The 18,964-nt window shown below is 73.5% G+C and carries 19 protein-coding genes; 10 read left to right on the top strand and 9 right to left on the bottom strand.

Translation table 11 applies throughout. The features are described 5' to 3' along the window. Positions 1-11: 11 nt before the first annotated feature. Entirely contained in the window at positions 12-1,619 is a 1,608-nt protein-coding gene (locus CG740_RS06425) for a hypothetical protein (protein WP_100573964.1), read from the bottom strand. Positions 1,620-1,719: 100 nt separating this feature from the next. After that, positions 1,720-3,102 carry a transcriptional regulator gene (locus tag CG740_RS06420; RefSeq protein ID WP_100573963.1) on the bottom strand — a complete coding sequence of 461 codons (1,383 nt, stop codon included), beginning with the start codon at positions 3,100-3,102 and terminating at the stop codon, positions 1,720-1,722. A 259-nt stretch (positions 3,103-3,361) separates the two neighbouring features. Between CG740_RS06420 and CG740_RS06415 the strand changes: the two genes are divergently transcribed. The 3 genes from CG740_RS06415 (at position 3,362) to CG740_RS06405 (ending at position 6,663) form a co-directional block, all read left to right on the top strand. Next, on the top strand, positions 3,362-4,051 hold the full coding sequence (locus tag CG740_RS06415; protein WP_100573962.1) for a bifunctional DNA primase/polymerase: 690 nt from the start codon (positions 3,362-3,364) through the stop codon (positions 4,049-4,051). A 162-nt stretch (positions 4,052-4,213) separates the two neighbouring features. After that, the gene (locus CG740_RS06410; protein WP_100573961.1) at positions 4,214-5,038 is read left to right on the top strand and encodes an ABC transporter ATP-binding protein; all 825 of its coding nucleotides are present in this window, start codon (positions 4,214-4,216) and stop codon (positions 5,036-5,038) included. Then, positions 5,014-6,663 (top strand): transporter, encoded by a 1,650-nt coding sequence (locus CG740_RS06405; protein WP_442802814.1) that lies wholly within the window; start codon positions 5,014-5,016, stop codon positions 6,661-6,663. The genes CG740_RS06410 and CG740_RS06405 overlap by 25 nt, the downstream gene beginning before the upstream one ends. Positions 6,664-6,946: 283 nt before the next feature. Here CG740_RS06405 and CG740_RS06400 read toward each other — a convergent pair whose 3' ends face one another. Continuing rightward, positions 6,947-7,810 (bottom strand): alpha/beta fold hydrolase, encoded by an 864-nt coding sequence (locus CG740_RS06400; protein ID WP_100573959.1) that lies wholly within the window; start codon positions 7,808-7,810, stop codon positions 6,947-6,949. A 659-nt stretch (positions 7,811-8,469) separates the two neighbouring features. Then, entirely contained in the window at positions 8,470-9,162 is a 693-nt protein-coding gene (locus CG740_RS06395; protein WP_100573958.1) for a metal-dependent transcriptional regulator, read from the bottom strand. Positions 9,163-9,365: 203 nt separating this feature from the next. On the opposite strand from CG740_RS06395, the gene CG740_RS06390 reads away from it, so the two are divergent. Next, the gene (locus tag CG740_RS06390; RefSeq protein WP_100573957.1) at positions 9,366-10,121 is read left to right on the top strand and encodes an SIS domain-containing protein; all 756 of its coding nucleotides are present in this window, start codon (positions 9,366-9,368) and stop codon (positions 10,119-10,121) included. A 332-nt stretch (positions 10,122-10,453) separates the two neighbouring features. On the opposite strand, the gene CG740_RS06385 is transcribed toward CG740_RS06390, so the two are convergent. Further along, entirely contained in the window at positions 10,454-11,830 is a 1,377-nt protein-coding gene (locus tag CG740_RS06385; RefSeq protein WP_100573956.1) for a PAS domain-containing protein, read from the bottom strand. Between the two features lie 185 nt (positions 11,831-12,015). On the opposite strand from CG740_RS06385, the gene CG740_RS06380 reads away from it, so the two are divergent. Next, positions 12,016-12,399 (top strand): VOC family protein, encoded by a 384-nt coding sequence (locus CG740_RS06380; protein WP_100573955.1) that lies wholly within the window; start codon positions 12,016-12,018, stop codon positions 12,397-12,399. A 258-nt stretch (positions 12,400-12,657) separates the two neighbouring features. Here the strand turns inward: CG740_RS06380 and pdxH are convergent, their stop codons facing one another. Next, on the bottom strand, positions 12,658-13,314 hold the full coding sequence (gene pdxH / locus CG740_RS06375; protein WP_234376099.1) for a pyridoxamine 5'-phosphate oxidase: 657 nt from the start codon (positions 13,312-13,314) through the stop codon (positions 12,658-12,660). 279 nt (positions 13,315-13,593) lie between these two features. On the opposite strand from pdxH, the gene CG740_RS06370 reads away from it, so the two are divergent. Both CG740_RS06370 and CG740_RS06365 read left to right on the top strand, forming a co-directional pair. Further along, complete coding sequence (locus CG740_RS06370; protein ID WP_100573954.1) at positions 13,594-14,703, top strand: citrate synthase 2; 1,110 nt, start codon at positions 13,594-13,596, stop codon at positions 14,701-14,703. Between the two features lie 125 nt (positions 14,704-14,828). Further along, entirely contained in the window at positions 14,829-15,035 is a 207-nt protein-coding gene (locus CG740_RS06365; RefSeq protein ID WP_159030244.1) for a hypothetical protein, read from the top strand. Positions 15,036-15,134: 99 nt separating this feature from the next. On the opposite strand, the gene CG740_RS06360 is transcribed toward CG740_RS06365, so the two are convergent. The 3 genes from CG740_RS06360 to CG740_RS06350 all read right to left on the bottom strand — a co-directional run bounded on the left by CG740_RS06360 (position 15,135) and on the right by CG740_RS06350 (position 16,871). Beyond that, positions 15,135-15,428: a hypothetical protein gene (locus tag CG740_RS06360; protein ID WP_100573952.1), complete on the bottom strand. Its 294-nt coding sequence runs from the start codon at positions 15,426-15,428 to the stop codon at positions 15,135-15,137. Positions 15,429-15,693: 265 nt separating this feature from the next. After that, on the bottom strand, positions 15,694-16,326 hold the full coding sequence (locus CG740_RS06355) for a hypothetical protein (protein ID WP_199846360.1): 633 nt from the start codon (positions 16,324-16,326) through the stop codon (positions 15,694-15,696). A 44-nt stretch (positions 16,327-16,370) separates the two neighbouring features. Continuing rightward, positions 16,371-16,871 (bottom strand): hypothetical protein, encoded by a 501-nt coding sequence (locus tag CG740_RS06350; RefSeq protein ID WP_100573951.1) that lies wholly within the window; start codon positions 16,869-16,871, stop codon positions 16,371-16,373. 169 nt (positions 16,872-17,040) lie between these two features. Between CG740_RS06350 and CG740_RS06345 the strand changes: the two genes are divergently transcribed. The 3 genes from CG740_RS06345 (at position 17,041) to CG740_RS06335 (ending at position 18,958) form a co-directional block, all read left to right on the top strand. Further along, positions 17,041-17,319: a hypothetical protein gene (locus CG740_RS06345; protein ID WP_100573950.1), complete on the top strand. Its 279-nt coding sequence runs from the start codon at positions 17,041-17,043 to the stop codon at positions 17,317-17,319. A 75-nt stretch (positions 17,320-17,394) separates the two neighbouring features. Beyond that, positions 17,395-18,675 (top strand): cytochrome P450, encoded by a 1,281-nt coding sequence (locus tag CG740_RS06340; RefSeq protein ID WP_100573949.1) that lies wholly within the window; start codon positions 17,395-17,397, stop codon positions 18,673-18,675. 49 nt (positions 18,676-18,724) lie between these two features. Next, on the top strand, positions 18,725-18,958 hold the full coding sequence (locus CG740_RS06335; RefSeq protein ID WP_100573948.1) for a hypothetical protein: 234 nt from the start codon (positions 18,725-18,727) through the stop codon (positions 18,956-18,958). Positions 18,959-18,964: the final 6 nt, after the last annotated feature.

Genomic DNA, 18,964 nt, shown 5'->3' with positions numbered 1-18,964 from the left:
GGGGCGGCTCCTCAGAGCTGGGTGGCCGCCCGCTTGGTCAGGCCGTACTTCGTCGCGATGGCGTTCCACAGGCCGGACGCCTCCTGCTTGGACTTGGTCGCCTCGCCGCTGGCCTTGTCGCCGGCGCCCGCGTCCTTGGTCCGCTTGGCGTGCCCGTCCTTGCAGTTCTTGCCCTTGTCCCCGGCCAGCGCGTCCGACCAGGCCGCGTAGTGGCTGTCGGCCGAGGCCGAGGACTGCCAGGCCTTGGTGAGGGCACTGGCGAGCCGGTCGTGCTCGGGCAGCTTGTCGAGACCGAGGCCGCCGAGCCGGGTCACCAGGTCGGCGCGCTGCTTGGCGGCGCCGCGCAGGGACGCGGAGGCCTGGTCGAGCTTGTCGCAGCGGCGTATGTCGGCGACCGCGCCGATCACCGTGTCCCGGCTGCTGCCGCTGTCGGCGAGCAGCTTGTCGAGCGCGTCGGCCTGCGCCTTGGCGGGGTCCGCCGCGGCGTCCTTCTTGTCGCCGCCGTCGCCGGTGGCGGGCGAACTGGCCGCCGCGGGCTGTTTGTCGTCCTTCTTGTCGTCACCGCCGCCGCTGAGCAGCGCGCCCGCGCCGAGCCCGATCACCGCGCAGCCCACCACCACGGCCGCGATGAGCCCGACCGGCGACTTGCGCCGCCGCGGCTGCTCCGGCTCGTACCCGGACTGCTGCGCGGGCGGCTCCTGGTAGGGCGGCGGCGCCTGGAACTGCCCGGCCGTGCCCTGTCCCGCCTGCGTCGGCTGGTACGGCTGCTGCTGGGAGCGGTTCAGCGGTACCGAGGGCTGGAACCGGGGCAACTGCGCGCTGCCGGTGGCCTGTTGGGGCGCACCGTCGGCACGGAAGAGGCTGTCGAACTCGGCGGGCGGCGGCCGGTCCCCCGGCGCTCCCGGGCGTATCCCGTACGGGGCGTCCTGCGGGGCCGGGGGCACCGGCGGCAGCACCTGGGTGGGGTCGGCGTTCTGACCGGGGGCCTGCGCCCCGGCGAAGCGGGTCGGACCATCGGTGTGCTCGGGCGGCAGCGCGCCGGGGCCGCCGGTCACGGGCGCGATGTACTGCGTGGCCTCGCTACCGGAGTTGCCCGCGCCGCCCGGCACCGGCGCGATGTACTGCGTGGCCTCGCTGCCGGAGTTCCCGGCGCCGCCCGGCACCGGGGCGATGTATTGCGTGGCCTCGCTCCCGAAGCCCCCCGCGCCACCGGGCGCGATGTACTGGGTCGCCTCGCTGCCGGAGTTGCCCGCGCCGCCCGGCACCGGGGCGATGTACTGGGTCGCGTCGGAGTCCCCGTTGCCGGGCGGTACGGGGGCCAGGTACTGGGTGGCCTCGCTGCCCGCGTGGCCCGGCACGGGCGCGATGTACTGGGTCGCCTCCGCGTCCCGGCCGTTGCTCTCGGGCGGCAGCGGCTGACCGAAGGTGGCCGGGCCCTGCGGCGGCGCGGCCTGACCCTGCGGGCCCCAGGGCTGCCCCCACGGCTGGGCTCCGGGCGGCGCCGGCAGCGGCTCCCCGGCGCGGGGGCCGCTTCCGTCGGCGGGCAGCACGACGCCCTCGTGCGCGGGCCGTACAGCCGGAAGCTGCGGCTCGTCACCCTGTCGGCTCTGCTGCGTCACCGGAACTCCTGTACGTGGACCTACGGAATCGTCGGTTCACGCTACCGGGTACCCCCACGCCCTTGCCAAGCCCTCCCTCAACCCTCCACGTTCGGCCCGCTCAGGCCGCCTGGACCTCCAGACGCTCGCCGAACTCGCGGACCGCGGGCTCGTCCCCGTACGGCTCCAGGCGCACCTGGAGGTCCTCCAGGTAGTCCGCGCCCCGGTTGGAACGCAGGGTGGCCAGGAGCTCGACCGCGCGGGTGCCGGTCGCGCACGCCTCCTCGACCTCGCGCTGCTGGACCTGTGCGGTGGCGAGCAGGACGAGCCCGATGGCGCGGCGCCTGGCCCGGGTCTCGGGGTGCCCGGCCAGCGACTCCTCGGCCCGCCTGGCCGCCGCCTCGGACTGGCCCAAGTCCCGGTGGCAGTGGGCGAGTTCGTCCGCGAGGTAGGCGTGGTCGAAGTGCGCGATCCAGCTCGGGTCGTCGCCGGACTCGGGGTCCGCGGCCTCCAGGGCGGTCAGCGCGCGGCCCGCGACCGCCTGGCAGGTCCGGGCGTCGCCGAGCAGGGCGTGGCCGCGCGCCTCGGCCGCGTAGAACATCGCCTCGGCGCGCGGGGTGACCCGGCCGCGGGCGCCTTCCTGTGCGGCGCGCGCCAGTTGGGCGATCTCGCGCGGGTTGCCGAGCTGGGCGGCCAGGTGGCTCATGGACGCGGCGAGCACATAGCCGCCGTATCCCCGGTCGTCGGCGGCCTGGGCGAGCCGCAGCGCCTGGATGTAGTAGCGCTGGGCCAGGCCCGGCTGGCCGGTGTCGACCGCCATGTATCCGGCGAGCTCGGTGAGCCGGGCCACCGCCGCGAACAACTGCCGCCCCACGGACTCCCGGTAGGAGCCGGCGAGCAGCCCGGATACCACGCTGTTCAGATAGTGCACGACGACGGGCCGCACATGGCCCGCCCCGAACTGGTGGTCCAGCCGCACCAGGGCGTCCGTCATCGCCTTGACGGCCTCGACGTCGGCGGCGCCGACCCGCTGCCCGGCGTTGCGCGCGACCTGCGCGTCGGCCCCCGTGATCAACCAGTCCCGGCTGGGCTCGACGAGCGCGGAGGCGGCCACGGTGGAACCGGTGAGGAAGTCACGGCGGCCCACATCGCTGCGCCACAACTCACAGACCTGCTCGATCGCGCCGAGCACGGTGGGCGAGAACTGAAGGCCCACGCCCGACGCCAGGTTCTTGCCGTTGGCCATCCCGATCTCGTCGATCGTGACCGTGCGGCCCAGTTTTCGGCCGAGCGCCTCCGCGATGATCCCGGGTGCCCGCCCCCTCGGCTGCTGGCCGCGCAGCCAGCGGGCGACGGACGTCTTGTCGTAACGGAGGTCGAGGCCGCGCTCCGCGCCGACCATGTTCACTCGACGGGCGAGACCGGCGTTGGAACACCCGGCTTCCTGGATGAGCGCCTGGAGCCTTTCATTGGGCTGGCGGGCGACGAGCGGCCTGGCTGCCATGTGAACCCCCTGGAGCGGCAGTGATCAGCACCCTGATCATTGCCCCGCGAATATGCAGAGAAACGAGCGTTATCCGGAATATGGCGTCATTGCCAGCATTCCTGTGTGCTTCCCCCGCATATGGCTACCCTGCCGCCGCAGCACGGCCGCACGCGCGCCCCCGCCCATGCACCCATGCGCCCCATGTGCGGGACCGGTACCGCTGATCCCACGGACGCCGCGCCCGTAACCGTCGGTGGTGGGCACAGTTGAGAGCGTCGTGGAAGAAACCATCACAGGCACGGGCACGGACACGGAATCCGCACAGATCCCCCAGCAGCGCGGCGAACAACTCCTGGACAGCGCCGTCCGGTACGCGGAGGAGCGGCACTGGGACGTCTTCCCGGGCACGTCCCTGGAGGCCGACGAGGGGGTCGAGCGCTGCTCGTGCGGTGACACGGCGTGCCCGAAACCGGGTGCGCACCCCGCCCGGCCGGACTGGGCGACCCAGGCCACCGGCAGCGCGGTCGCGGCCCGCCGGCTGTGGTCCAAGAGTCCCCGGGCCTCGATCCTGCTTCCCACCGGGCGCACCTTCGACGCCATCGACGTACCCGAGTCGGCCGGATTCCTGGCCCTTGCCCGCATGGAGCGGATGGAGCTGACGCTCGGCCCGGTCACCTGCACCCCCGACCGCCGGATGCTGTTCTTCGTGCTGCCGGGCGCGGGGGCCAAAGTCCCGGATCTGGTACGGAAGTTGGGATGGGTGCCCGCCTCGGTGGACCTGATCACCCGGGGCGAGGGCGACTATGTGGCGGCCCCGCCGACCCGGATCGGCGGCTCGGGCGCGGTGCAGTGGGCCCGCCGCCCCACCCCCGCCAACCGCTGGCTGCCCGACGCGGAGGAACTGATCAGCCCCCTCGCCTACGCCTGCGGCCGCGAAGCCGCCGACGCGAGGGCCCGCCGCCCCTAGGTCCTGTCCGGGCCCTGGGTTCTGTCCGGGCCCTGGGTTCTGTCCGGGCCCCTGGGTTCTGTCCCGCGGAGCGGGCCCGGGGCGCACGGCCCTGGCGCGGCGCCCGCCCCCGGCTCCTATGGTGTCCCCGTAGGCACCATCACGGGGATGAGAGGCACGGCCATGCCGGACCAGGCATTCGAAGGAACCGCGGACACGGCGGGCGGAGCGCGTACGGCGCCGCCCGCCGTCCGCGTGCAGGGACTGTGGAAGCGGTTCGGTGAGCAGATCGCCGTCGCCGGGATCGATCTGGAGCTGCCCGCGGGCAAGTTCATCGGTCTGGTCGGCCCGAACGGGGCGGGCAAGACCACGACCCTGTCCATGGTCACCGGGCTGCTCAGGCCCGACCAGGGCACGGTCGAGGTCGCCGGGCACGACGTGTGGCAGGACCCGGTCGCGGTGAAGTCCCGCATCGGCGTACTCCCGGAGGGGCTGCGCCTGTTCGAGCGCCTGTCGGGGCGCGAGCTGCTCGGCTACTCGGGCCGGCTGCGCGGGCTGCCCGGCGCCGAGGTCGACAAGCGGGCGTCCCAACTCCTGGACGTACTGGACCTCGCGGGCTCCCAGCACAAGCTGGTCGTCGACTACTCGACCGGCATGCGCAAGAAGATCGGGCTCGCCGCGGCCCTGCTCCACAACCCCGAAGTCCTCTTCCTGGACGAGCCGTTCGAGGGTGTCGACCCGGTGTCCGCCCAGACGATCCGGGGCGTCCTGGAGCGCTACACCGCCTCCGGCGCCACCGTCGTCTTCTCCAGCCACGTCATGGAACTCGTCGAGTCGCTGTGCGACTGGGTCGCCGTGATGGCGGCGGGCCGCATCCGTGCCCAGGGCACCCTGGCCGAGGTGCGCGGCGACGCGCCCTCGCTCCAGAACGCCTTCCTCGAACTCGTCGGCGCCGGCGGGCGCAGCACCGGGGACTCCCTGGACTGGCTCGGCGGCGGTACCCGGTGACCTCGACTTCCCGGAGCGTCCCGGCGGCCTCTCCGAGCGCCTCCGCCCTGACACCCGTCTTCGTACGCCTCAAGCTGTCGCTGCTCAGGAACGGACTGCGGCAGTCCGGTGGGCGCCGGGCCGCCTACATCACCTCGGCGGTACTCGTCCTGCTCTTCGCGGCGCTGCAACTGATCGGCCTGATCGCGCTGCGCGGCAACGCACACGCCGGGACCGTGGCGGTCCTCGTCGTGGCGCTGATGGCGATCGGCTGGACCGTGATGCCGCTGTTCTTCCCCAGTGGCGACGAGACGCTCGACCCGACCCGGCTGGTCATGCTGCCGCTGCGGCCCCGGCCCCTGGTCGGCGCGCTGCTCGTGGCGTCGCTCGTGGGCATCGGTCCGCTGTTCACGCTCTGCCTGGTACTCGGCGCGGCGATCACCTCGGCGCACGGGACGGGCGCGGCCCTGGTCGCCGTGGTCGCCGTGCCGCTCGCGCTGCTCGTGTGCCTGGCGCTGGCCCGCGCGGTGGCCGCCGCCAACACCCGCCTGCTGACCTCCCGCAAGGGCCGCGACCTCGCGGTCCTGAGCGGCCTGGTCATCGCGGTCGGCATGCAGTTCGTGAACTTCGGCGCCCAGCGGCTCGGCGACTCCGGCGGTCTGTCCGCGCTCGACCCGGTGGCGCGCGTGGTGCGCTGGCTGCCGCCGGCCTCCGCGATCGGCGCGGTGGACTCGGCGGGCGAGGGCGCGTACGGCCGCGCGATCGCCCAACTCCTGCTCAGCATCGGGGCGTTGGGGCTGCTCCTGTACGCGTGGCAGCGCTCCCTCGTGAAGCTGATGACCACGCCGGACGGCTCCACGCTCGCCGCGTCCGACGCCTCCCGCAAGGAGTCCACCGGCAAGGGCCTCACCGCACTGCTCCCCGAGGGCCGTACCGGCACGGTGATGCTGCGCACGCTGCGTTACGCCTGGCGGGACCCCAAGACCAAGGCGGCGTGGGTGACTTCGCTGGCGGTCGGCCTGATCGTGCCGGTCTTCAACGCCCTCCAGGGCAACGGCACCGTCTACTTCGCCTGCTTCGCCACCGGCATGCTCGGCGTGCAGATGTACAACCAGTTCGGGCAGGACACCTCGGCGTTCTGGATGGTGCTCCAGACGATCTCCTCCACCCGGGACGCCTATCTGGAGCTGCGCGCCCGGGCGTTGGCGCTGCTGCTCGTGACGCTTCCGTACACGCTGCTCGTGGCCGCGGTGACGGCCGGCATGCTCGGCGACTGGGCGAAGCTGCCCGAGGTCATCGGGCTCGCCCTTTCGCTGCTCGGCGCGATGCTGGCGACGGGTTCGGTGGCGTCGGCGACGCTGGCGTACTCGATCCCGCAGGACAGCCGCAAGAACGTGGCGCCGGGGCAGGGCGGCATCGCGGCCCTGTCCATCTTCGGCGGGATGCTGTCGGGTGCGGTGCTCTGCGCGCCGATGATCGCGCTGGCGATCTGGCTGCATGTGTCCGGCAGCCACGCGAGCCTGTGGCTGCTGTTGCCGCTGGGGGCGGTGTACGGGGCGCTCCTGTGCTGGGCGGGCCTGAAGGTGGCCGCACCGCGCACGGCTGCCCGCCTGCCGGAAATCCTCTCGGCGGTCAGCTCGGGGTGACCCCGCCCCCTGGGGCTCCGCCCTGGACCCCGTTCGCGCCTTGAGGGCGCTCGTCCTCGATCTTCCCCAAGGCCTCAAGGGCCAGGGGACCCCCATGACGGCTGAAAGGCTCGACGCTGCCCCACACCAGGCCTTTAGGGGCGCGGGGAACTGTGCGAACGGGCCCCACGGCCCGCGGACGCAATCGGGTTTAGGGGGCGCGGGGAACTACGCGACCAGCCGCGCACGGCCCCCACCGACCATCCGGCGGAGCCGAGGCAGGAGGCGCCCGCACGGGCCGGGGTCACGGGGTGAGGACCCCGTCGAGGAAGGGCTCGATCGCGGTGCGCCAGCCCTCGGGCTGGTCGTAGTGGACGAGGTGGCCCGCATCGGCCACCTCCGCGTACTGCCCGCGCGGCAGCACCCGCACCATCTCCTGGGCCTCCGCGCGGCCGAGCTCGCCGTCCAGACCCCGCACCACCAGCGCGGGGCAGTCGACCAGCGCCAGCTCCTCCCAGTGCGCGTCGTACACCCACGTCTCGCGGGAGGTCAGCATCTGGCGGCGGGAGAACACCGGGCGCCAGCCGTCGGCCCGCTCGGCCATGACCTCGGCGAAGAACTCGCCCCGTGCGGGGCTGGGCCGCTCGACCCAGGGGTCGTCCTCGCCGAACCACCTGCGTACGTCGGCGAGCGTGGCGAAGGGCAGCGGCCAGGCCTTGAACCAGTCCTGCCATTCGCGCTGGGAGGCCGCGCCGAGCGGGGAGGCCCGCATGTCGCAGATGACGAGCGCCCGGACCAGGTCGGGCCGCTTCGCGGCGAGCTGCCAGGCGGTGAGGGCGCCCATGGAGTGGCCGATGAGGGTGACGGGGGCCAGACCCAGCTGCTCCACGGCCGCCTCGGCGTCCGCCACATATGCCTCGCGGGTGAACGGGCCGTCCGCCGGCTTGTCGCTGCGGCCGTGGCCGCGCTGGTCCAGCGCGACCGCCCGGTGCTTCTCGGTGAGCCAGCGGGCGGTCGGGGCCCAGTGCGAGGCCCGGCCCATCAGCCCGTGCAGGAGTAAGACCCCCGGGGCCGGTTCGACCTCCGCGCGGGCCTTGGGCGGCTCCGCGAACTCCCAGGCGGCGAGGCGAACCCCGCCGGTCCCCGTCACATCGATGCGTCGCACCATGCGCCCTGGCACCCCCTTCAGCCCCCGAGTGGTCGGTTCACCGCAGAGTATCGAACCTCTATTCGAAAACTCGCGTCTCTCGCGCAACACCCCTCGTTCGAGTGACCACGCTCAAGGATTGACGGAACGTGCCGAGGGGAGATCTTCTCCGGGAGGCGGGCCGCTCGGGGAAGACGGTCCGCGGGGGTCGACCCTGGGAGCTCGGGGCTCCGGGTCGACACCGGGGAGGACAGGCCCCGGCGCCGCGAGGCGCCGGGGCCCTGGTCTTTCCCGGGCCGTCGCCGAAGCTCTTGCCGGAAGGCTTGCCGCAGTGCCCCCGGGAGCGGGGGCCGGGGACGGGCGCGAAGGCCCGGACAGGCCGGGGTGCCGACGGTGGTGCGAGTGGTTCGAACGGCATCATGCTGCCGCCCCCTCCCGTGCCGCGGGCCTCTGCGGTCATATGCCTCAAGCCACAGCCTCGCACGCGATCCGCCCGGCCGCTGCTGTTCCGCCCGGAAACCGCCCTTCCCCGCCGGCTTCCCGCCCCTTCGCGAAGGGGGCCCAACTACCTTACGGACGAAGGGCGATGACGTTCCGTCATCGCCCTTCCTCGTCGGCTCCACGCGCCCGGCCCGGCACTCGTACCCGTACTCGCCCCGGCGCTCGCTCCAGCCCCTGGCTCAGCGCTTGGCGACGAAGACGTGCGAGGCGACGTCCGCGCCGAGCTCGGCGGCCTCGCCGCTGCTGCCCACCAGGACCCCGCCCGGCGACTGCGTCACGCTCACCACGGAGCCGGGCTGCACGCCCGCCCGTCGCAGCGTGTACATCAGCTGGGCGTCGGTCTGGATCGGCTCGCCGATCCGGCGCACGATCACCGTCTTGCCCTCGGGGCCCGGGTCGAGCTCACCCAGACTGATGATGCCGTCCTCCAGGAAGGCATCCGCCTCGGCCTTCTCGCCGAGCTCTTCGAGACCCGGGATCGGGTTGCCGTACGGGGACTCGGTCGGGTGCCGCAGGAGCTCAAGGACGCGGCGCTCCACCGCCTCGCTCATGACGTGCTCCCACCGGCAGGCCTCCGCGTGCACCTGCTCCCACTCCAGCCCGATCACGTCGACCAGCAGGCACTCGGCGAGCCGGTGCTTGCGCATGACGCGCGTCGCCAGGCGGCGGCCCTCGTCGGTCAGCTCCAGGTGGCGGTCCCCCGCCACCTGGACCAGGCCGTCGCGCTCCATGCGCGCGACCGTCTGGCTCACCGTCGGGCCGCTCTGGTCCAGGCGCTCGGCGATGCGGGCCCGCATGGGGACCACACCCTCCTCTTCGAGTTCGAGGATGGTGCGGAGATACATCTCCGTGGTGTCGATCAGTCCGGACATACGTGCCCCTCGATGCTGTGACATAAAACGTCGTACCGCTGGCCCTGCGTCCAATTCTGACGCATAGCGCTGACAACCGTGCCTCGGCGGCCGTTCCCCATCTTGACCGAATGCCCGCGCGCCCCGTATTGACAGGGGAAAGGTCCAGACCGCACCGTGATCGGCGCACGGTCGTTACCCCACCCCGGAAAGGGTCCTCGGCGATGAGCGAGAGCAAGCTGGCCGGTCAGTTCTTCGACGCCGCGATCGGACTTCTGGGGCGGGTGCGGGACGAGGAGTCGCTGAACGTCGCGGCCGCCGGATCACTGATCGCCGACACGGTGGAGGCGGGCGGCCGGCTCTTCGCCTTCGGCGCCGGGCACTCCTCGCTCGCCGCCCAGGACGTGGTCTACCGGGCGGGCGGGTTCGCCCTGATGAACCTGCTCGCGGTGCCCGGGGTGGTCGGCGTCGACGTCATGCCCGCCACGCTCGGCTCCGCCCTTGAGCGGGTCGACGGCCTCGCGGGCGCGGTGCTCGACTCCAGCCCCGCCAAGGCCGGGGACGTCCTCGTGATCATCTCCCTGTCCGGGCGCAACGCGCTGCCGGTGGAGATGGCGATGAACGCGCGGGCCCTCGGGCTCAAGGTCATCGGGGTCACGTCGGTGGCGTACGCCGAGGAAACCAGGTCCCGGCACGTGTCGGGGACGTTCCTGCGCGACCACTGCGACATCGTGCTCGACAGCAAGATCGCGGTGGGGGACGCGGAGCTGACCCATGACGGGATCGAGGCGCCCTTCGCGCCGGCGTCCACCGTGGTCACCAGTGCGTTGATGCAGGCCACGATGGCGGCGGCCGCCGAGGCGCTGGTCGCCCGGGGCATCGAGCCGCCGCTGCTTCGTTCGGGGAACGTGGATGGGGGCCACGAGTGGAACGGGCGGGTCATGGCGGAGTACGGCGACCGCATCTTCTTCCGGCACTGAGCCCCGGGTCCCCCTGGGGCTCCGCCCCAGACCCCGGGATTCCGCCCCGCCCCTTCCCGCAACCCTCCGGGGGTTGAAGTGCCCCTGGGGGCTCCGCCCCCAGACCCCCGTTCGCGCCTCAAGGGCGCTCGTCCTCGAACGCCGGACGGGCTGAGGATGCCTGCGCGGGCCGGCAGCGAGGCCCTCAGGGGCGCGGGGAACTGGGCGAGCGGCCCCTACGGTCCGCAGCCGAAGAACTCTCCCCCGGAGGGTCTCGGGAAGGGGCGGGGTGGGGAGAACTGCGCGACCAGCCGCACGGCCCCGCACCCCCACCCCGGCGGAGCCGGGGACGGTCAGGTGCCCAGGGTCTGCGCGAGGTCGGCCGCCGCCGCCACCCGCACCGCCACACTCTCCGCGTACACCGCGTCCGGCCGCTCGAAGGCGGGACGGGACGGGCCGCGCAGGAAGGTGAGCACGCCCAGGGTGCGGCCGCGGCTGCGCAGCACCGCGCACAGGGCGTGGGCCGCGTCCGAAGGCCACTGGCGCTCGGCCGCCCACTGTTCGGCCCCGGCGCCCGCGCTGGCCCGTACCGAGCCGATCCGGTCCACCGCCTGGAGCGCGGGGTGGCCCGCCGGATAGCGGACCGGGATGCCACCGCCCGCCACCGCCGCGGCCGGGCCCGGAGCGCCGGCCGGGGTGGCCGTGACCCGTACGAGCCGCTCACCCACCGCCAGGTCGACCAGGGCGTGGTCGGCGAATCCGGCCAGCGCGAAGTCCAGGTGGGACGCCACCGCCTCCATCGGGTCCTCGCACTCGGCGGCGATCCGCGAGGCGCGGTGCAGCTGGTTGGAGCGGAAGCGGAGCCGGTCGGCGTCCTGTTCGGCGAGCCGGGCGTCCGTCACGTCCTGGAAGAGCCAGCCGACTCCGAGCGGCACGGGTTCCTCCGCCAGCGGTGACGCGAGCCTGAGGAAGCCGCTGCGCCAGCAGCGCCGGCGCTCGCCCTCCGCCGTGCGCAGCGTCACCCACACCTCGGTGGGCGCGGTCGGGGCACCCTCGGCCAGGACGTGCTGGAGCGCGCCCTCCAGCTCCTCGACGCCCCGCACGATGAGCTCGCCGAGCGGGCGGCCGAGCAGGGTCGCGCGCCCGGTGCCGAGGGCGCGGGCGGCGTAGGCGTTGACGACGGTGGGCCGCAGGTCGACGTCGACCAGGACGACTCCCCAGCTCCCGTCCTCCGACAGGGCCTCGCTCAGCGCGATGGCACGCTCCAGGTCGATCTGCGCGTGCACTTCGCTGAACGCGCAGTACACCCCGGCCGGGCTGCCGTCCGCGCCCCGCACCCCCGCCGACTGCGTACGCACCAGGACGCGGCTGCCGTCCTTGCGCAGCAGGGCGAACTCGTGCACCTGGCGGCCCGGCGCGTCCATGACGGCCATGATCCGGCCACGTACCTCGTCGGCGTCGGCGGCCCGCACGGCCCAGCCCGCGAATCCGTGCCGCCCGACGGCCTCCTCGGCCGGCCAGCCGAGGATCCGCTCGGCCTCGCGGTTCCAGTGGGTGACCACGCCGCCCGCGTCGAACGCGCAGAGCGCCGCGTCCATCCCGTCGAGCAGCGCGGCGAGGAGGTCCCCGCCGGGCTCCGGTGCGGCCCTGCCTGCGGGCCCGCCGCCCGGTACGCCGCCGGGTCCGTCCGGAACCGGAGCACTGGTGGTCTCACTCCGGGACGTACTCATCCTGGCACCCCCTGCAGGACGTGGTCGCCGCATGCGTCGCGGCTGACGCGCGGGACTGACGCACGTCGGATCATTCAACTCGAACGTGACGCATCCCACACCGACTTCGGGGAAATCCCATCCGGCCGACGTCGGTTACCGGCCGCACCTGGACGCCACCACCCGGCGTCCGCATAGTGGCGGCCATGACTTCTCTCGTACGCCATGTGACCTTCGACTGCTCCGACGCACACAAGCTCGCCTCCTTCTGGGCCGAGGCGCTCGGCGGCACCCTGAGCGACGACGACTTCCCCGGCGACCCCGAGGCCCTGGTCACCGCCGACGGCATCGGGCTCCTGTTCGTCGCGGTGCCGGAGCCGAAGTCGGTCAAGAACCGTGTCCATCTCGACCTCCAGCCCCAGGACCGCACCCGCGACGAGGAGGCCGACCGGCTCGTCGCCCTGGGCGCCACGCTGGTCGCCGACCACCGCCGCCCGGACGGCACCGGATGGCTCCTGCTGGCGGACATCGAGGGCAATGAATTCTGTGTGGAGCGCAGCGCCGGGGAGCGGGCCCGCACCGAGAAATAAATGGGTTGAGGGGGGCCGGGAGCCTGCCTAATGTGTGGTGCACACGAGAAGGGAGGTGGTTTGACAGATGTATGCAAACCGGACGCGTGAGGTGACTGCGGGCTGACGCCTGCCAGTCGCACTCTTTGTGCGGTGCCGGCATGACGCCGGCCGAATTCCCAAGCAGTCACCGACCCGCGGGCTCGCCGGTACGTCCGGCCGGCTCCTCTCCGGAGGAACCCGAGCCCGCGGGTTTCTGCATGCCCGGGCCCGCCCGCGTCAGGGCGCGAGCCGCTCCACGCGCCAGCCGTCGCCCTGAGCCGCGTACCGCAGCCGGTCGTGCAGCCGGTTCTCGTGGCCCTGCCAGAACTCGACGGCCTCGGGCACGACCCGGAACCCGCCCCAGCCCTCGGGCACCGGAACCTCGCTGCCCTCCGGGTAGCGGGCGGCCAACTCCTCGTAGCGCACGGTCAGTTCGTCCCGGGAGGCGATCACCGAGGACTGCGCGCTGGCCCAGGCGCCCAGCTGCGAGCCGTGCGGGCGGCTGCGGAAGTAGCGCTCGGTCTCGGCGCGCGGGACGCGGGACGCGGTGCCCGTGACGATGACCTGGCGGGCCAGCTGGTGCCAGGGGAAGAGCAGCGAGGCGTACGGGTTCGCGGTCAGCTCGGCGGCCTTGCGCGAGGCGTAGTTGGTGAAGAAGACGAAGCCGTGCTCGTCGTAGGACTTCAGGAGCACGGTGCGGGTGGAGGGGCGGCCGTCGGGGGTGGCGGTGGCGACGACCATCGCGTTGGGCTCGTGCAGGCCGCCGGCCACGGCCGCCTTGAACCAGCGGGCGAACTGCCCCATGGGCGTGGGGGCCAGCTCCTCCTCGGCGAGGAGGGTGGTGCGGTACTGCTCGCGCATCGCGGCGGGGTCCAGGTCGGTCACCCGGCCCATCCTGCCGCACCGGGCCCGGGGTCAGGGGCCGGGCGGCGGCGCAGTTTGCCCGCGACGGCGGGGCGTTAACCCTGCGTCGCCGAATTGGGGCAGTGTGCCGGATGTCACGCTTCCCCGCATCGGCGGAACCCGCCAAACTCTCGGCTGGGCCACTGTGGCCTCCATACACGCGTTGAGACCCCCGGCGGGATTCCTGACCGCCGTACGGGGCATGACCGAGGGACCCGGGGCGGCACGGCCCGCCCGCAGCCCGCCGTACACATCCTGAGGAGCCGCCAGATGTCCGACTTCGTACCCGGACTTGAGGGAGTCGTCGCGTTCGAGACGGAGATCGCCGAGCCGGACAAGGAGGGCGGCGCCCTTCGCTACCGGGGCGTCGACATCGAGGACCTGGTCGGGCACGTCTCGTTCGGGAACGTGTGGGGCCTCCTGGTGGACGGGGCGTTCAACCCCGGCCTGCCGCCCGCCGAGCCGTTCCCGATCCCGGTCCACTCCGGAGACATCCGGGTGGACGTGCAGTCCGCGCTCGCCATGCTGGCGCCGGTGTGGGGCCTCAAGCCACTGCTCGACATCGACGAGGCCACCGCCCGCGACAACCTGGCGCGGGCCGCGGTCATGGCGCTCTCCTACGTCGCCCAGTCGGCGCGCGGGCAGGGCCTGCCGATGGTGCCGCAGGGGGAGATCGACAAGGCGGAGTCCGTCGTCGAGCGCTTCATGATCCGCTGGCGCGGCGAGCCGGACCCCAGGCACGTCAAGGCGGTGGACGCGTACTGGACGAGCGCCGCCGAGCACGGCATGAACGCCTCGACGTTCACCGCCCGGGTGATCGCCTCGACCGGCGCCGACGTCGCGGCCGCGCTGTCCGGCGCGGTCGGCGCGATGTCGGGCCCGCTGCACGGCGGAGCGCCCTCGCGGGTGCTCGGCATGATCGAGGAGATCGAGCGGACCGGGGACGCGACGGCGTATGTGAAGCAGGCGCTCGACAAGGGCGAGCGCCTGATGGGCTTCGGCCACCGCGTCTACCGCGCCGAGGACCCGCGCGCCCGGGTGCTGCGCCGCACCGCCAAGGAGCTGGCCGCGCCGCGCTTCGAGGTGGCCGAGGCGCTGGAGAAGGCCGCCCTTGAGGAGCTGCACGCGCGGCGGCCCGACCGGGTGCTCGCGACGAACGTGGAGTTCTGGGCGGCGATCGTTCTGGACTTCGCGGAGGTTCCGGCGCACATGTTCACGTCGATGTTCACCTGCGCGCGCACCGCGGGCTGGTCGGCGCACATCCTGGAGCAGAAGCGGACGGGCCGTCTGGTGCGGCCCTCCGCCCGCTATGTGGGCCCCGGTTCGCGCGAGCCGCAGGCCATCGAGGGGTACGCGGACATCAGCGACCTCGGGAAGTGACCGGCGGGCGGCGAGCCGGGGGCATCCTCGCGTGGAGTAGCCGGACGGTCACTCGGCGCGACAGGGTGCGGCGGCCGACCTAGCGTTCGGGGTGTCAGGTTTGTCCACCGACTGTGGAGTTCACCGTGAGCATCATCCGCCGCGCCGCCGTTGTGGCCGCGCTTTCCGCCGCCGTCATAGTTCCCGCAGCCGCGACCGCCCAGGCCGCCCCGCAGGCGACCCCGCGCGTCGCGGCGCACGACCGTGACGACGACGGTGGCCGCGAGCATCACCACCACCATCACCACTGGCACGACCACAGCCTGCTCGGCCTCGGTCTGCATCTGCTCTGACCGGAGCCCAGCCGCACGGGCACGCGCCCGGAACACCTCGTTCCGGGCGCGTGCCCGTGTCGCGTCGGGTCCGGCGGCCCGCGGTCACTCCGCCGAGGGTCACTCCACCGAGGGCACGAGGCCCATCAGCGGGGCGAGCGGGTCGGTGAGCTGGGAGAGCTGGCCCAGGTCGTTGAGGTGGCTGAGCCCGGCCAGCTGGTTCTTGACCTTGGGCAGCTGGGCCGCGTACGGGGCCGGGATGTTGCTGGTCGCGATGGTGTCGAGCTCGCTGACCGGGTTGATCGGCTTGACCAGGGTGTCGAGGGGGCCCGCGGCGCTCGCGGTCGTCGCGGCGATGCCCGAGACACCGGCGGCGACGGCAAGGACTGTGGCGATTCGTCGTGTTGAGATCACGCCTGCACAACGGGGAGCGCCGACACCGGACACGGCCGACCCCCGCTCTCACCCGACAGGCCTACCTACTCGAACGGGCCCTCCGGACGGGCGGGCCCGAGGCAGCGGCTCCCGCCCGGGGGGAGTAGGGCCCCGGGCAGGAGCCGCCGGCGCACCGTCCGCGCCGCGACACGGATCCTGTTCCGCGCGGCCCCGGCGGCGAACCGTGCGGGCAAGCGTTCTGCGGGGCGGCCGCCGCCCGTCGGCGCCGGCCGCCCGAGCCGTACTACAGGCCGTTCGACCAGGCGTAGCTCTTGGGGACCGGGTGCTTGTCCCCGTCCCGGGCGAAGACCAGGGCGATCTCGTCGTGCTCGCGCAGCACGAGCGCGGCCGGGTTCCCGGCGGCCCGGCGCCCGTTGACGTACGCCGAGAGGTGCCGGCCGCCGCCCGCGTGCAGGCCGCCGATGCGCTTCGCGTCGAGCGGGACCCGCCATTCCGCCATGAACTGACCGAGGGTGAACGTGGCCAGCCGGGGCGACTCGACGTGGATCACGCCGCTGGTGTCGTGGGTGTGCAGCGGGCTGATCCGGCGGCGCGGCTCGTCGATGCCGATGGCGGCGGGGACGGTGACGGGCCGGCCGTCGACGAGGACGTCCAGATGGGTGTGGGTGTGCTGCACCACGCCCTCGGCGGGGAGCATCTCAAGGCCGGCCGCCGCGACCGCGGCCGACGCGTCCGCAGGCGCCGGCCACGGCGGCAGCGCGTCCCGGCCCGCGTCCACGCCGTGCGGGTCGGGTCGTACGGACGCGGCCTTGGCGCCGCCGGCCGCGAGGGCCGTGACGGCGGCCACGGCGAGCAGCGCGGTGAGCGCGCGGCCGAGCGGGGCTACGGCGAGGACGTTCCTGGGCGGGCGGGGCATTGCCAACTCCTGGGCGTGAGGGGCGGATCGGGGCCGACCGGGGCTCAGAACGTCGCGGTGGCGGCGGGCGCGCCCTGGACGGCGGGGGCGGTCACACCGGCTGCCGGCAGCACGATCGCGGGCAGCCCGAACAGGGCGGTGCGCGGCTCGCTGAGCGGGGCGCCGAGGTCCGCGCCCGGGGTGATGGTGTGCAGCTCGGTGCCGGGGCTGACCAGCGCGGGCGTGCCGAGGTTGCGGTCGCTCATCGGGTCGGGGAGCGGCGTGTCGATCTGGGTGTTCGGCAGCGCGGACTCGACGGGGATCGCGGGGACCATGTTGTGCGGCAGCAGGTTGCCCTTCACGTAGCGCGGCCCGTCCGGGGCGCCGGGGACGGGCAGCGGCATGCCGGTGTGCAGGGTGGGCGCGTCGAACGGCAGGACCGTGTTCAGGGTGCCGAGGGGGACGGTGACCGGAACGGCGGGGGCCGCGGCGGCCGGTGCCACGGCGGCCGCGGTCGCCATGCATGCCATGATGCCCGCCAGGCCCGCGCGCGAAGTGATTCCCATGGGTGTTCTCTTCCTTCCCTGGTGGCCTACTCGGCCGTGTCTTTCAGCAAGAACGATCCCGGTGGCGGTATCACTGCAAAGTTCCCCTGCTTGCAGCAACGCGGCCCCCGTGCGCGGCGCATGGCGGCACGGGGCGTGCCCTCCGCCCGGCTCGTGCGTTGTAGGCGGCATGAACGTACGTCGATACCTCGCGGCCGCCGCGGCCGGAACCGCCCTCGCCGCCGTCATCGCCCCCTCCGCGCACGCCTTCGACCTCGGCGGCACCCTCAGCGGTGCGGCGCGCACCACCAGCGCCGCCGGTGCCCAGCTCAAGCCCGCCGCGAACAGCGTCGTCGGGGACAAGGTGGGCCAGAAGGTGACCGCCGTGAAGGACGGCGTCAAGGCCGGCGGCGAGGCGGTCAAGGCCGCCAACGACGCCGTCAAGGCCGGTCACGCACTGGTCGGCTGACGGCTCGTCAGCACTCCGACTCCGTTGCCCGACAGTGTTGTTCGACAGCCGCACGGCGGCCAAGGCGGTGCGAGCGTGACCCACCCCCGGACGGTACCGGCCCCCCGCGGCGCCGCAACCGATCTCGCCGACCCGGCGTTCTGGAAGCAGCCCGGGGCCCAACGCCTGGCGCGCTTCGCCGAGTTGAGGCAGGAGCCGCGCCCGGCCTTCTTCACCGAACGCCGGGCCGGACGGCGCCGCCCCGAGCAGGGCTTCTACGCCCTGGTCCGGCACGCCGACGTGCTGAAGGCGAGCCGCCTTCCGCGGGTGTTCGCGAGCGCGCCGGGGGTCACATCGCCGGAGCCGGCCCGCTGGGTGCGGGCCGTGTTCGGCGACTCGATGGTCAACCTCGACGGCGCCGACCACACACGCCTGCGGCGCATCGTGCAGCAGGCGTTCACCCCGCGCCTGCTCGCCGCCACCGAGGTCAGCATCCGCGAGCTCGCCGTGCGCATCGTGGACGACATGGTCGCCGAGCGGCCCGACGAGTTCGTCTCGGCGGTCGCCTCCCGGATGTCGTTCGAGGTCATCTGCGCGATGCTCGGCGTGCCCGAGGCCTACCGCCGCCGGATCGCCCGCCAGATCGACCGGGCCTCCGAGCACGCCGGGGTGCGGCGCGGCATCGGCGCCCGCCTCCTGAGCCCCGGCAAGGGCCTGCGGGCGCTGGCCCGGATGCAGCTGACGGTGGCCCGCCTCGGGCGCGAGCGGCGCCGCCACCCGACCGGCGACCTCATCTCGGCGCTGGTGTGCGCCGATGTGGACGGACAGCGCCTCACGTACCGCCAACTGGGCTCGTTCTTCTCCCTGTTGCTGGTCGCGGGCGTCGAGACCACCCGCAACGCCATCGCCCACGCCCTGTCCCTGCTGACCGACCACCCCGAGCAACTGGCGCTGTTGCGGGACGACTTCGAGCGGTATGCGGACGGCGCGGCCGACGAGATCGTCCGGCACTCCACGCCCATCATCCAGTTCCGCCGGACCGTCACCTCGCGCTACGTCCTGTCCGGCCACACCTTCCTGCCCGGCGACAAGGTGATGCTCCTGTACGCGTCGGCCAACCGGGACGCCGATGTCTTCACCGACCCCGACGCCTTCGACATCACCCGCGACCCCAACCCGCACCTCGGCTACGGCGGCGGCGGCCCGCACTACTGCCTGGGCGCGCATCTGGCCCGCCTGGAGATCAAGGCCGTCCTGCGCGAACTGCTGACCCGGCCGCTGGCCGTACGCACCCTCGGCGAACCGGAGTTGGGCACATCCAACTTCGACCACCGGGTGCGCAGGCAACCCTTCGCCTTCGACCTGCCCACGACGTGACCGCCCGCCCGCCGCGCACCCTCACCGGGCGCGCGGCGTTGTACCGGGCATGAACACTCACCACCGCCTCAAAGCCGCCACCGTCGCCGCATCCCTCCTGCTCCTGGCCGCTCCCGGCATCGCCGCCGCCGACAACGGGGTCGCCGGGCAGGGCAGCGTCAGCGAGTTCGGGCAGCCCAAGGTCCTCGGCGGCCGCGGCAAGATCGGCGAGACACTGACCTCCGGTGTCGCCTCGCTGAGCGGGGCGCTCCAGCGCGGCGGCTCCCCGTCCGCGGGCCACTGACGCCCA

This window comes from Streptomyces sp. CB01201, from assembly GCF_002803085.1.
Taxonomy (GTDB): domain Bacteria; phylum Actinomycetota; class Actinomycetes; order Streptomycetales; family Streptomycetaceae; genus Streptomyces; species Streptomyces hundungensis.
The sequence above is the reverse complement of the archived record's forward strand: the minus strand, read 5'-3'. Positions and strand labels throughout refer to the sequence as shown.